The organism is Mycolicibacterium flavescens (assembly GCF_001722335.1).
In the GTDB taxonomy this organism is placed as follows: domain Bacteria; phylum Actinomycetota; class Actinomycetes; order Mycobacteriales; family Mycobacteriaceae; genus Mycobacterium; species Mycobacterium flavescens.
On sequence record NZ_MIHA01000018.1, the window covers coordinates 1 to 13,060 of the forward strand.

At 70.6% G+C, this 13,060-nt stretch carries 11 protein-coding genes; 2 read left to right on the plus strand and 9 right to left on the minus strand.

The annotated features are described in order from the left end of the window. The 6 genes from BHQ18_RS21330 to glpX form a co-directional block, all read right to left on the minus strand. Positions 1-193, minus strand: a 193-nt coding sequence (locus tag BHQ18_RS21330; protein WP_131815691.1) for a helix-turn-helix domain-containing protein, incomplete at its 3' end; no start/stop codon positions are given. A gap of 114 nt (positions 194-307) precedes the next feature. Next, a complete protein-coding gene (locus tag BHQ18_RS21335; protein ID WP_069415649.1) occupies positions 308-520 on the minus strand; it encodes a hypothetical protein in 213 nt (70 codons plus the stop codon). An 80-nt stretch (positions 521-600) separates the two neighbouring features. Continuing rightward, positions 601-3,372, minus strand: a complete 2,772-nt coding sequence (locus BHQ18_RS21340; RefSeq protein ID WP_069415650.1) for a helix-turn-helix transcriptional regulator — start codon at positions 3,370-3,372, stop codon at positions 601-603. 90 nt (positions 3,373-3,462) lie between these two features. After that, positions 3,463-6,201 (minus strand): ATP-binding protein, encoded by a 2,739-nt coding sequence (locus tag BHQ18_RS21345; RefSeq protein WP_069415651.1) that lies wholly within the window; start codon positions 6,199-6,201, stop codon positions 3,463-3,465. A 14-nt stretch (positions 6,202-6,215) separates the two neighbouring features. Then, the gene (locus BHQ18_RS21350; protein WP_069415652.1) at positions 6,216-7,640 is read right to left on the minus strand and encodes a class II fumarate hydratase; all 1,425 of its coding nucleotides are present in this window, start codon (positions 7,638-7,640) and stop codon (positions 6,216-6,218) included. A 25-nt stretch (positions 7,641-7,665) separates the two neighbouring features. Continuing rightward, positions 7,666-8,694, minus strand: coding sequence for a class II fructose-bisphosphatase (glpX, locus tag BHQ18_RS21355; RefSeq protein ID WP_069415653.1), 1,029 nt, complete (start codon positions 8,692-8,694; stop codon positions 7,666-7,668). A gap of 55 nt (positions 8,695-8,749) precedes the next feature. Between glpX and BHQ18_RS21360 the strand changes: the two genes are divergently transcribed. Continuing rightward, positions 8,750-9,406: a DUF4245 domain-containing protein gene (locus BHQ18_RS21360; protein ID WP_069415654.1), complete on the plus strand. Its 657-nt coding sequence runs from the start codon at positions 8,750-8,752 to the stop codon at positions 9,404-9,406. Between the two features lie 25 nt (positions 9,407-9,431). Next, positions 9,432-10,238, plus strand: a complete 807-nt coding sequence (locus tag BHQ18_RS21365; protein WP_069415655.1) for a dienelactone hydrolase family protein — start codon at positions 9,432-9,434, stop codon at positions 10,236-10,238. On the opposite strand, the gene BHQ18_RS21370 is transcribed toward BHQ18_RS21365, so the two are convergent. The 3 genes from BHQ18_RS21370 to BHQ18_RS21380 are packed head-to-tail and all read right to left on the minus strand — an operon-like array spanning position 10,219 to position 13,045. After that, on the minus strand, positions 10,219-11,442 hold the full coding sequence (locus BHQ18_RS21370; RefSeq protein WP_069415656.1) for an AI-2E family transporter: 1,224 nt from the start codon (positions 11,440-11,442) through the stop codon (positions 10,219-10,221). The two genes, BHQ18_RS21365 and BHQ18_RS21370, sit on opposite strands and share 20 nt — an antisense overlap. Positions 11,443-11,453: 11 nt before the next feature. Beyond that, positions 11,454-12,281: an SDR family oxidoreductase gene (locus BHQ18_RS21375; protein WP_069415657.1), complete on the minus strand. Its 828-nt coding sequence runs from the start codon at positions 12,279-12,281 to the stop codon at positions 11,454-11,456. Further along, positions 12,278-13,045, minus strand: coding sequence for an SDR family NAD(P)-dependent oxidoreductase (locus tag BHQ18_RS21380; protein WP_069415658.1), 768 nt, complete (start codon positions 13,043-13,045; stop codon positions 12,278-12,280). Before BHQ18_RS21380 ends, BHQ18_RS21375 begins: the two co-directional genes overlap by 4 nt. Positions 13,046-13,060: the final 15 nt, after the last annotated feature.

Sequence of the window (13,060 nt, forward strand, 5' to 3'; positions counted from 1 at the left end):
GGCCCGGTGAGGACAGCGGCCGGCGCGAGCGCTCCTCGAGACCGGCCAGGCCCTCCTGGCTGAAGCGGCTGCGCCACTTGTAAAACGTCTGCCTACTGATCCGATGATCGCGGCAAAACTGCGACACGTTATCGATCTGTCCAGCCGCCGCCGTTGCGATACGAAGATCCATCGCCGCCACCTTCTGAGCCATGGATCATCTTGACCAGGCTCTACTCAGGTGTCAGCGATGTCCCGAGACATACACCTGTCAGCGATGTCCCTAAACACGACATTGCGGTCAGCGCAACCAACTACACCCGAATCGCTACCGGCGACGGCCGGTCGACACCAGGTACCAGCCCGCGGCCGCCGCGCCGCTCAGCGCCAGCACCCGGTCGCCGCGGCCCCGCCGGGGCAGGTCCAGCAGCGACACCAGGCCCAGCACCGCGAACCCCGCACCGAGCGCGGGCTGGCTGGTCGCGGTGGTGACCAGCGTGGGACTTTGAACGGTCACCGGTGGGGCTTCGGAGGTGAGCACCGATCCTCCTGTCGACGGGCGTGAGGTGGGAGCGACTCGACCGTAAACCCGTGCGGCGCACAGGGGAATAGGGGGTTTCCCTACGTTCCGGTCTCGTTCGGCCTGCCGATGTGGCGGCCGAGTTCGGCCCGCGATTTGATGCCGAGTTTGCGGTAGATCCGGGCCAGGTTGGCCTCGACGGTTTTGGGGCTGATGAACAGCGCGGTCGCGACGTCGCGGTTCTTCATGCCCGAGGCCGCCAGCTCGGCGACGCGTTGCTCGGACGGCGTCAGCTGGCCGTCGCGGCGCGGTCCCACGTTGGAGCGCGACAGCTCGGCGCGCGCCCGCGCGGCCCACAGCGGGACACCGAGGGTCTCGAACACCTCGCACGCCTCCTGCAGGTACGCCGACGCCGACTCCTTCTTGCGCTGCCGGCGTTCGATCTGGCCCAGGATCAGCAGCGTGCGGCCACGCTCGAACGGCATCGGCATGTCGTGGTGGATTCGCAGCGCGCTCGAGGCGGCGGCGTGCGCACCGTCGAGATCGCCCTGGGCGGCCAGCAGAATCGCCCGCGAGCGCGCCCCGACCGCCAGCATCCACGGCCGCTGGACCCGGCGGCCGTTGCGCTCCAGCGCCACGATCAACGGCTCGGCCTCTTCCAGCCGCTCGAGCTGCACGAGTGCCTCGACGGCGTCGGGCAGGTACGCGGCGTCGGGTAACTCGGTCGGGGTGCTCTGCGGATCGAACTGCGACAGCATCGGCTCGACCGCGGCCACGACGGCCTCGTAGTTGCCCAGCGACAGTTCGAGGAACGCCAGCGCCGAGCGCACCCGCGCCGCGAGACGCACGGTGCCGGTGCGACGGCTGGCTTCGAGGGCCTCCTCGATCGCCTCGCGCGCCGCGGCTTCCTGACCGGCGAACGCGGTCAACAGCGCGCGAAGGCTCTGCGTCAGGAACTGCGGCGTGTGCCCGCCGAGCTGATGCGCCTTGTCCAACGCGTCCTCGGTCATCGCGCGGGCCTCGGCGAAGTCGCCGTGCATGATCGCCGTCGTCACCACGTGCTGCGAGATGAACACGTGCTCGCCCTCTTCGCCCTTTTCCAGGCATCGCGCGCGGATCTTGTCCAGCTGCGCGCGGGCCTGTTCGAGCTGACCGGTCCACTCCAGCAGCAGCGCCTGCTGCACGCTGGGGCGGAAGACCAACGGCGTCAACGCTTCCGGGTCCTCCAACTCGAGCGCCCGCTGCAGCAGCTCGGCGTCGAATCCGTCGCCGGCGGCGAACCGCATCATGACCACCATGCCCAGCGCCATGCTCAACAGGTGCGGGTTGTCGAGCTCCTCGGCGGCGGTGGCCGCCTCCTCGGCGGTGGCCACCGCGTCGTGCACGGAGTTGCCGTGAAACAGCGCGTAGGCCAGCGTGACCAGAGCCTGCACCCGCAGCGCGCGGTTGTCGCGCACCTCGTCGAGGGCCTCGCGCAGCACGCGGGCCGCCTCGAAGAACCCCTCGTTGTAGAGCCGCACCACGGCCAGGCGGGTCAGCGCCTCCGCGCGCAGGTCGCCGGGCGGCAGCTGTCCGATGGCCTCCTCGAGCACCGCGGCCGCCCGCTCCTGGTCGCCGGCGTCGAAGTGGTGCAGCGCCGAGAGCAGCCGCCGGTCCGGGGTGTCACCGCCGAGCCCGATCGCCAGGTCCAGCAGTTCGGCCGCGGCCGCGGGGGCGCCGCGCACCCGGGCGGACTCGGCGGCCATGTCGAGAGCCCGCAGTGTGACCTCGTCCCCGCTGGTCGCCGCGAGCGCCAGATGCCGGGCCCGCAGCTCGGGTTCGTCGACGATCTCGGCCAGCCGCCGGTGCATCGACCGGCGCCTGCCGGGCGGGGCCTGGGTGTACACACCCCGGGCCAGCAGCGGGTGCGAGAACTGGATGCGGTTGCCGTCGATCGCGATGATTCCTTGGCTCTCAGCGGTTTCCAGCAGGTCGACCAGCTCGTCGTCGTCGCTGCGGGTGGCGCTCGACACCAGGTCGACGGTCGGAGCGGCCAGGCACGAGGCGGCAAGCAGCGCGTCGTGCACTTCGGGTTCCAGCGCGCCGAGGCGGGTGCGCACCACGTCGGTGAGGGTGCGGGGCAACGCGGGGTCGGTACCGGACGCCTTCTCGTCGATCGCGCGTGCCAGTTCGATCGCATAGAACGGGTTGCCGCCCGACACCTGGTGGATGCGCCCGATGGTGGGGCGGGAGAACGGTCGGCGCAGCCGCGCGGACACCGCGGCGTGCAGATCGGATACGTTCAAGGGGCGCAGGCGGATCCGGTTGACCGCCTCCGGGCGCGGCAGCTGCAACCAGGCCGCGCCGGCCCCGTCGCCGGGTTCGGTGCGGACGGTGGCGAGCAGCCCGGCCGGACCGGTCAGGCGGCGCGCCGCGAACGCCATCACGTGCATGCTCGACGGGTCCACCCACTGCAGGTCGTCGACGGCCAGCAGCACCGGCCCCTGCTCGGCGACCCGCTCGATCACCGAGAGGAACGCCGCCGCGACCGCGCGTTGGTCGGTGACGGCGTCGCTGTCGGCCCGCATCAGTACCTGGTCGACGGCCAGCAGCTGCGGGGTGGGCAGTTCGGCCCAGGCTCCGGCGTCGACCTCGTCGAGCAGATCGGCCAGCGCGGTGTAGGCGAGCACGGATTCGGCGGCCGCCGCGCGAGTGGACAGCACCCGGAATCCGGCCTTCTGGGCCTGCTCGACGGCAGCTAACCACAGTGTGGTCTTGCCGATCCCGGGTTCGCCCTCGATCAGCAATGCGGCCGGCCCGTCGGCGGCTGCATGCAGGAAAGCGGCTATCGCCCGCTGATGAGCTGGCTGGCCGACCACGACGTCCCCCGGCATGTTGATCAGGATTACAGGTGTATTGCCGCAAACGTCATTGTTTGGCAATCATGATCCGCCACGTGTCAGATGGCAAAGCACTGATACCCGCTAAGCGTCCGGCCTACCCATCATCCGGCCCAGTTCCGCACGGGACCGGATACCGAGTTTGCGGTACACCCGCGCGAGCGTGGCTTCCACGGTCTTGGCGCTCAGGAACAGCTCGCCGGCCACGTCGCGGTTGGTCAGACCCGCGGCGGCCAGTTCGGCGATCCGCAGTTCGGCGGCGGTCAGCGCGCTCGGCGCCCCCGCCCCGCCCAGCCCGCTGAGCTGCGTTCGGGCCCTGGCGGCCCACAACGGCGTGCCGAGGCGTTCGAAGGCGGCGATCGCCTCCCGCAGTGTGGCCGCGGCGGCGCGGTCGCGGGCGCGGCGCTGCAGTTGGCCGAGAACCAGTGTGGTGCGGGCCTGTTCGAACGGCATCGGCAGCCGGCGGTGTTGCTCGATCGCTCGGCGCGCGCAGGTCTGCGCGCTGCGCAGGTCGCCGGCGGCGGCCAGCAGCAGAGCGCGGCACCGGCCGCCGACGGCCAGCATCCACGGCCGGTCCAGCCGCTCGCCGTTGCGTTCCAGCGCGGCCACCAGGGCTTCGGCTTCGGCCGCGCGACCGAGTTCGACGAGCGCCTCGACCGCATCGGGAACGAAGGAGGCGGCCTGGATCTCGGTCGACTCCGGGACGAACCGCGCCAGCAGCGGCTGCAGGGACTCCGCGGCTGCCTCGAAGTTCCCGAGCGAGACCTCCAGCAGCCCGAGCGCCGTGCGCGCCCAGTCCTGGTGCCACGCCGTGCCGCTGCGCCGGCTGGTCTCGATCGCTTCGGAGATCGCCTCCCGCGCCTGCTGCTCGGCTCCGCGGTAGACCGCGAGCCAGGCCCGCAGCACGGCGCTGAGCATCGCGGGGAACCCTCCGCCGAGCTGCTGGGCCAGTTGGGTGACGTTGTCCGCGATGTGTTCGGCCGCCGGGAAGTCACCGCGCCAGATGCGGGTCAACGCGACGTAGAACTCGACGAAGACCAGTTCGCCTTCCTCGCCGCGCTCGATGCAGCGGCGCTCGATCTCGCGCATCAGGTCGAACGACGCGTCGAGTTCGCCGGTGCAGGCCAGGATCAGACCCTGTTCGAGGCTGGGGCGCAGCATGACGGGTGCGAACGTGTCGTGGTCCTCGAGTTCGAGGGCGCGACGCATGGCAGCTTCGTCCACGCCGGCGCCGGTGAAGAACTCGATGATCGTCCGCGCGCCGAGCGCCTGGCTCAGCAGGCCCGGTGCCCCGAGCTTTTCGGCGCTGGCGACCGCCTCCGCGGCGCGCCGCCGCGAGGTGTCCGGGTCGCCGGTCATGTACAGGCCGTAGGCCAGCGTCGTGAGCATCACGGCCCGCAGCGGCTCGTCGGCCCGGTCTTCGGCGAGGGCGCGCTGCAGAACCTCGACCGCGTCGACGAAGCCGTCGTCGATGAACCGGACCACCGCCAGCAGATGGCGCGCCGTCGCGCGGGGCGGGCCGGGCTGCAGCTGGGCGATCGCGCGCTCGAGCAACGTCCGCGCCCGGGCCGGGTCACCGGCGTCGAAGACGTGTGTGGCCAACCGGATCTGGCGCTCGGGGGTCGGTCCGCCGAGCGTGATCGCCAGCTCCATCAACTCCGCTGCCGCCGCGGGTGCGCCGCGGGCCTGGGCGCCGGCGGCGGCCCGCTCGAGGGCGCTCACGGTGGCGTCGTCGCCCGTCGTCGCGGCCAGCGCCAGATGTCTTGCCTGCGTCTCGGTTTCGCCGACGACGCCGGCGAGCCTGCGGTGCATCTGCCTGCGCTGGTCGGCCGATGCGCCGGTGTAGACGCCGGTGGCCAGCAGCGGATGAGTGAACCGGATCCGGTTGCCCTCGATCACGATGATGCCGTTCTGCTCGGCGGTCTCGAGCAGTTCGATGGTGCGGTCGGGTTCGCCGCCGACCGCCGCGGTGACGAGTTCGACGGTCGGGGTGGCCGCCGTGGCCGCCGCCAACAGCGGGGCCAGCGCGTCAGGTTCCAGCCCGTCGAGGCGGGCCTGCACGACGGCGGCCAGCGTGTGCGGCAACGGCTTGTCCTCGCCGCTGTCGAACACCTTGGCCAATTCGATGGCATAGAAGGGGTTTCCGCCGGAGATCTCGTAGATGCGCGACATCGTCGGTCGCGGCACCGGCCGCCCGAGGTGTTCGGAGATCACCGATTGCAGCGCCCGGGAGTGCAACGGGCGCAGCGTGATCCGATGCACCGCATCCGGGCGCCGCATCTGTAGCCAGGACACCGGGTCCCCGGACCCGTCGGTGCGCACGGTGCCCAGCACGCCGACCGGACCGGACAGTCGGCGCGCGGTGTAGGCCAGCACGTGCACGGTCGAGGGGTCGATCCACTGTGCGTCGTCGATCGCGAGCAGCACCGGCGCCTGCTCGGCGACCTGCTCGAGCACCGACAGGAACGCCGCCGCGACCGCGCGTTGATCGGTGGGCGCGGCGTCGGCGTCTGCGGCGCCGCGGACCCGCTCGAGCGCCGCGCGTTGGGCGCTGGGCAGATCGGCGATGACGTCGTCGGGCACCCCGCCGAGCAGCTCGGCCAACGTGGCGTAGGCCGCCACGGATTCCACCGACGCCGCTCGCGCGGAAAGGATCTGAAACCCGTGCCGGGCCGCACGGTCCAGCGCCGCCAGCCACAGCGTGGACTTGCCGATCCCGGCCTCACCGTCGATCAGCAGTGCCGACGGTGTCCGCGACGCGGTGCCGAGGAACTCCGCTATCGCGGCTTCCTCCGTCGGCCGGTTCGCGAGGTAGGTCGGCATCCGCGCCCGTCGAACTAGTGCTCGGCGTTCTTGACCTTCGCCATCGCCAACACGTCGAGGCGTTTGTCGAGCTCCTCCTCGGAGAGCTTGTCGCCGATCAGGCCGCGGTCGATGACCGTCTGCCGGATGGTCTTCTTCTCCTTGAGTGCCTGCTTGGCGACGGCCGCGGCCTCCTCGTAGCCGATCGCCGAGTTCAGCGGCGTCACGATCGACGGCGACGACTCCGCGAGCTGGCGCAGCCTCTCCTCGTTGGCCACCAGACCGTCGATGCACCGCTCGGCGAACAACTTCGAGGCGTTGGTCAGGATCTTGAACGACTCGAGGATGTTGCGCGCCATCATCGGGATGTAGACGTTGAGCTCGAATGCGCCGTTGCCGCCGCCCCACGCGATCGCGGCGTCGTTGCCGATGACCTGAGCGGCCACCTGCGTCACCGCCTCCGGGATCACCGGGTTGACCTTGCCGGGCATGATCGAACTGCCGGGCTGCAGGTCGGGCAGCTGGATCTCGCCCAGACCGGTGAGCGGGCCCGACCCCATCCACCGGATGTCGTTGGCGATCTTGGTCAGCGACACCGCGATGGTGCGCAGTGCGCCGGACGCCTCGACCAGCCCGTCGCGGGCGGCCTGCGCCTCGAAATGGTCCTTGGCGACCCGCAGTTCGGCCAGCCCGGTCTGCTCGCTGAGCACCGCGACCACACGCTCGTCGAAGTCGTCGGGGGCGTTGAGTCCGGTGCCGACCGCGGTGCCGCCGATCGCCAGCTCACCGAGGCGCGGCAGGCATGCGCGCACCCGCTCGATGCCCGCCTCGACCTGACGGGCGTAGCCGCCGAACTCCTGGCCCAGCGTGACCGGTACGGCGTCCATCAGGTGCGTGCGACCCGACTTCACCACGGTGTGCCACTGGCGAGCTTTGGCCGCCAGCGACTCGTGCAGCACCTCGAGTGCCGGAATCAGGTGCCGCACAGCCGCTTCCGTCGCGGCGATGTGGGTGGCGGTCGGGAAGGTGTCGTTCGACGACTGCGACATGTTCACGTCGTCGTTGGGGTGCACGGTCACGCCGTTGCGCGCTGCGATGCCGGCGATCACCTCATTGGTGTTCATGTTCGAGCTGGTGCCCGAGCCGGTCTGGAACACGTCGATCGGGAACTGGTCGTCGTGGCGGCCTTCGGCGATCTCGGCGGCCGCGGCGATGATCGCGTCGGCCTTCGCCCCGTCGAGCAGCCCGAGGTCCTTGTTCACCTGCGCGCAGGCGCCCTTGAGCAGGCCGAGCGCGCGGATCTGGGTGCGTTCCAGCCCGCGGCCGGAGATCGGGAAGTTCTCGACCGCCCGCTGGGTCTGCGCGCGCCACAGCGCGTTGACCGGCACCCGGACCTCGCCCATGGTGTCGTGCTCGATGCGGAACTCGGTGTCGTCGTTGCCAGACGGCTCGGCGCTCATGTGTGCCCTTCTCGTGGGTGGGGGGTTACGGCAGGGGGTAGACGGCGTTCTTGTCGCCGGTGAAGTTGATCGCGGAGTACTCGTTGAGCTTGGACAGCCGGTGGTAGGCCTCGATCATCCGGACGGTGCCCGACTTGGACCGCATCACGATCGACTGCGTGGTGCAGCCGCCGCTGTAGAAATGCACACCCTTGAGCAGGTCGCCGTCGGTGACGCCGGTGGCGGCGAAGAACACGTTCTCCCCGGACACCAGGTCCTCGGTCATCAGCACCTGGTCCAGGTCCAGGCCGCGGTCGATGGCTTTCTGGCGTTCCTCGTCGTCCTTGGGGGCCAGCTGGCCCTGGATGGCGCCGCCCATGCAGCGGATCGCGGCGGCGGCGATGATGCCCTCGGGGGTGCCGCCGATCCCGACCAGCAGGTCGGTGCTGGTGTTCGGGCGGCACGCCGAGATCGCGCCGGCGACGTCACCGTCGGTGATCAACCGGCAGCGGGCGCCGGCGTCGCGCACCTCGCCGATCAGCTCGGCGTGCCGTGGCCGGTCCAGGATGCACACGGTCAGGTCGGACACCGACACGGCCTTGGCCTTGGCGACCCGGCGGATGTTCTCGGCGATCGGCGCGGTGATGTCGATCGCGTCGACGGCCTCCGGACCGACGGCGATCTTGTTCATGTAGAACACCGCCGACGGGTCGAACATGGTGCCGCGCTCGGAGACCGCGAGCACCGAGATCGCGTTGGACAGGCCCTTGCTCATCAGCGTGGTGCCGTCGATGGGGTCGACGGCGAAGTCGCACTCCGGGCCGTCGCCGTTGCCGACCTCCTCGCCGTTGTAGAGCATCGGCGCGTTGTCCTTCTCGCCCTCGCCGATCACCACGACACCGCGCATCGACACCGAGTTCACCAGCTCGCGCATGGCGTCGACGGCGGCCCCGTCGCCACCTTCCTTGTCGCCGCGGCCGACCCACCGGCCGGCGGCCATGGCGCCGGCTTCGGTGACTCGGACCAGCTCAAGGGCCAGATTTCGATCGGGTGCTTCACCGCGCGAGGGGCTCATGCGCCAGATTCTCCCATTAACGGCTGCGAGTTCGGGAGCTGGGATACTGGCAGCCATGACCACGCCACAGCCGCAACCGGCGCCACACCCCAAGCCGGCCAAGTCGCGGCTCCTGCACGACGGCCGCGACATGTTCTGGTCGATCGCGCCGCTGGTGGTGGCGTGCGTCGTGCTGGCCGGGCTACTCGGCATGTGTTCGTTCCAGGCCGGCGGCCCCGGCCCGGGACCGGTGCCGTCGCACGACGCGGCCGCGGCGCTGCGGGCCGACGCCGACGCGCTGGACGTCCCGATCCGCCTGCCCGCGCTGCCCGAGGGCTGGCAGTCCAACTCCGGCAGCAGGAAGGGCATCGAGGGCGGGCGCGTCGACCCGGCGACGGGGCAGCCCGGGCGGGCGGTCAGCTCGACCGTCGGCTACCTGGCGCCCAGCGGGATGTATGTCAGCCTGACCCAGAGCAACGCCGACGAGGACAAGCTGGTCGGCTCGCTCAACCCCGACGTGCTGCCGACCGGGGTGGTCGACGTCGACGGTGTCCGGTGGGTGGTCTACGAGGGCAGCGACGACGACGGCGACCCGGCCGAGCCGGTGTGGACGACGCGCCTCGATGCCGCGGGCGGACCCGCACAGATCGCGCTGACCGGCGCCGCGACCACCGAGGAGTTTCGTACGCTGGCCTCGGCGACCCAGACCGCGTCGCCGCTGCCCGCCGGCTAGCAGCACGGGATTCACAGGAGGCTCCATGACCGCGGACACGGCTCCGGAAGCCGACCTCACGGGCTGGTCCGTCGCGCCGTTCACCTCGTCGGGCTACACCCATGACGTCTACCGCAAGGGCGACGGGCCCGGCGTCGTGCTCATCCCCGAGATGCCCGGCGCGCATCCCGGTGTGCTGGCACTGGGCGATCACCTGGTGGACAACGGCTTCACGGTCGCGATCCCGTCGCTGTTCGGCACCCCCGGGGCGCCGCCGATGCGGCCCGGGATGGTGCCGGTGATGCTGCGCGGCTGCGTGTCCCGCGAATTCGCCGCGTTCGCGACGAACGCCGACCGGCCGGTCGCGCACTACCTGCGCGCACTCGCCCGCGACCTCAACGAGCAGACACCGGGCAGGGGCGTCGGGGTGATCGGGCAGTGCTTCACCGGCGGCTTCGCGCTGGCCGCGGCCGTCGACGACGCCGTGTTGGCGCCGGTGCTGAGCCAGCCGTCGCTGCCGCTTCCGCTGACCCCCAAGCAGCGCCGCGACCCCGGCCTGTCGGAGGCCGAACTCAAGATCGTCGAACGCCGCGCCGCCAACGACGGCCTGTGCGCGCTGGGGCTGCGGTTCAGCGAGGATGCGCTGGCGCCGGCAGAGCGTTTCGCGACGCTCAAGCAGCGGCTCGGCGACGCGTTCGAGGTGATCGAGATCGACTCGGGCAAAGGCAACGAACACGGGTTCACCAAGATGGCCCATTCGGTGCTAACGCTGGAAATGCGCCGCCGCGAAGGGTTTCCGACCGACGTCGCGCTCAAACGCGTGGTCGCGTTCCTCAAGGAGCGGCTGACTTAGGCTCCGGCTCGGCGTCCTCGGTGTCGTCGGCGTCCTGCCGGGGCTGGTCTTTCTCGCGGGCTTCCTTGATACGACGGCCCAACCACCACAACGGGTTTCGCCGCTTGGGTTTCTCGTCGCGCTCGTCCTCGTCGTAGCGCTGCATCGGTACGCCCTTGTACTCCTGCAGGTAGACGCTGATCGTGGTGACGACGACGATCATCAGCACCGGGCCGATCACGATGCCCCACGCGCCGAACATGGTGATGCCCGCGAACACCGCGAGCAGCATCAGCGCGGCGTCCAGCCGGGCCTCGCGCGGCACCAGGATCGGCCGCAGGAAGTTGTCGATGTTGGTCACCACGATGAGGTGGAACAGGATCACGAAGACGCCGCCGAACACGTTGCCGAACAGGATCATTCCGATGCCGAACGGGATCGTGACGATTCCGCTGCCGAGGGGGATGACCGACAGCGCCGACAGCAGCACGGCGAACAGGAAGAAGCCCTGGTGGAATCCGGCGAGGTAGATCGACCCCGCACCGGCGACACCCTGGCAGACCGCGATGACGAACTGGCCCATGACGGTGCCTTTGACCATCGCGCCCATCTTGGTCATGTAGACGTCGGTGACGTCCTCGCCGAGCGGGTTGAGTTGGCGGATCACCATCACCACCCGCTCGCGGTTGGTCAACAGCGACAAGAAGACGTAGAGGAACAGGATCAGCGCGGTGATCGCGCCGAACAGGCCGCCGGCGGCGCCCTGCAGCAGGCCCAGCAGCCACTGTCCGCCCTCCTGGGCCACCCGGGCCATCGAACCGCGCAGCGACTCGGGCGTGACGGTGGTGTCGATGTAGGGCACGCGGCGCAACAGGTCGTTGACGATCTGCAGCGCCCGGTCGCCGAGGGCCGACAGGTCGGTGCGGCCCACCCACTCGGCCACCCGTTCGACCATCGTGGTGATCTGCACGACGGCCAGTAGGACGAACAGGCTCAGCGGCACGAACACCACAGCGAACGCGGCCAGCAGGGTCAGCGTCGCCGACAGGCCGCTGCCCATGCGCCGGTTGAGCCGCACATACAGCGGCGAGAACAGGTAGGCGGCCACCGCGGCCACCACGATCAGGATGAAGTAGCTGCGCAGGAAGTATGCGGCGAACAGCACCGCGACCACGGTCGCCACCGCGAGCGCCCGCCGCTGCGGCATCGAGAATTCGGTAGCCATCGCCGCTATGTCTACAGCGTCGAGGGGCGCGACTGCGCTTGTTTGGCCCGCTGGTCGGCGATGAACCGCATCGACACCCGGTTCATCAGCCCGGGCGCCAACCGCGCGAACCACCACTGTGCGTGCGCGATGCGCGGTTTCACCAGGATCGGTTTGTCGCGTTCGACGGCGCGCAGCACGTCGCGGGCCAGGCGGTCGGCGTCGTAGGGCTTGCCGCCCTGGGCCTGAAGGAAGTAGTCGCGGCCGACGAACCCGCCGACCGAACCCTTGTCGAGGATCGGTGTCTCGACCGCGGCCGGGCACACCGCCAGCACCCGCACGCCGCGGGCGGCGGCCTCGCTGCGCAGCGCCAGGCTCAGCCCGACGACCGCGTGCTTGGTCATCACGTAGCTGGTGACCTGACCGGCGGCGGTCAGCCCGGCCATCGACGCGGTGTTGACGATGTGGCCGTGGCCCTGCCGCACCATCAGCGGGTAGGCGGCCGCGACCCCGTGCACCACGCCGCGGATGTTGACGTCGATGATGGCGTTCCACTGCTCGAGGGTCAGCAGTTCGGTGTCGCCGCCCCAGACGATTCCGGCGTTGTTGAACATCAGGTCCAGTCGGCCGGCGCGCTGCACCACCTCGTCGACCGCGGCCTGCACCGCCGCCGCGTCGGTGACGTCGAGGCGGGCCGACCGGGCCCCGGGCCCCAGCGTCGAGGCGGTGTTCTCGGCGGCCGCAGCGTCGACGTCGGTGCACATCACCTCCGCGCCCGCGGCGACCAGCGCCCGGCACAGCGCCGCGCCGATACCGGATCCGGCGCCGGTGACCAGTGCCTGCTTGCCGCGCAAAGTCATGAATTCCCCGCCAGTTTCATCACATGGCCCAGCACGTCGGGGTACTTGTTCAGGTGCGCACCGCCGTTGAGGTCGAGCACCTCGCCGGTCAGCCAGCGGGCCTTCGGCGAGCACAGGTACACGATGGCGTCGGCGATCTCCTCCGGTTGCCCGGCCCGGCCGAGCGCGGTGTTGTCGACGTAGTCCTCGACGAGACCGGGGATCAGCGCCGACCCCTCGGTCAGCGGCGTCTCGACGAACCCCGGGGCGACGGCGTTGACCCGGATACCGCGCGGGCCCATCTCCAGCGCGGCGACCTGGGTCAGCATCGACAGCCCCGCCTTCGCCGAGCAGTAGGCGCTCATGCCGACCGCCGGCTGCCGGCCGTTGAGCGAGCTGATCGACACCAGCGAGCCGCCTTCGCGCAGGTGCGCTCCGGCGTGTTTGGCGACGATGAACGCCCCGGTGAGGCAGACGTCGACGACCGCGCGGAACTCCTCGACCGCGAGGTCGGTGATCAGCCCGAGGCTGCCGAAGCCCGCGCAGTTGACCACGATGTCGAGCGTTGCGGTGTTCTCGAACAGCGCCTGCACCGAGCCCTCGTCGGTGACGTCGACGTGCGCGGCGGCGTGCGGGGCCCCGAGTTCGTCGGCGCGCTGTTCGGCGCCGTCGAGGTTGCGGTCGGCGAGCGTGACCCGGTCGCCTTCGGCGGCCAGGGCGCGTGCGGTCGCCCAGCCGATGCCCGATGCCGCGCCGATCACGACAGCACTACGGCTGTTGCCCATACCGTTGACCCTTCG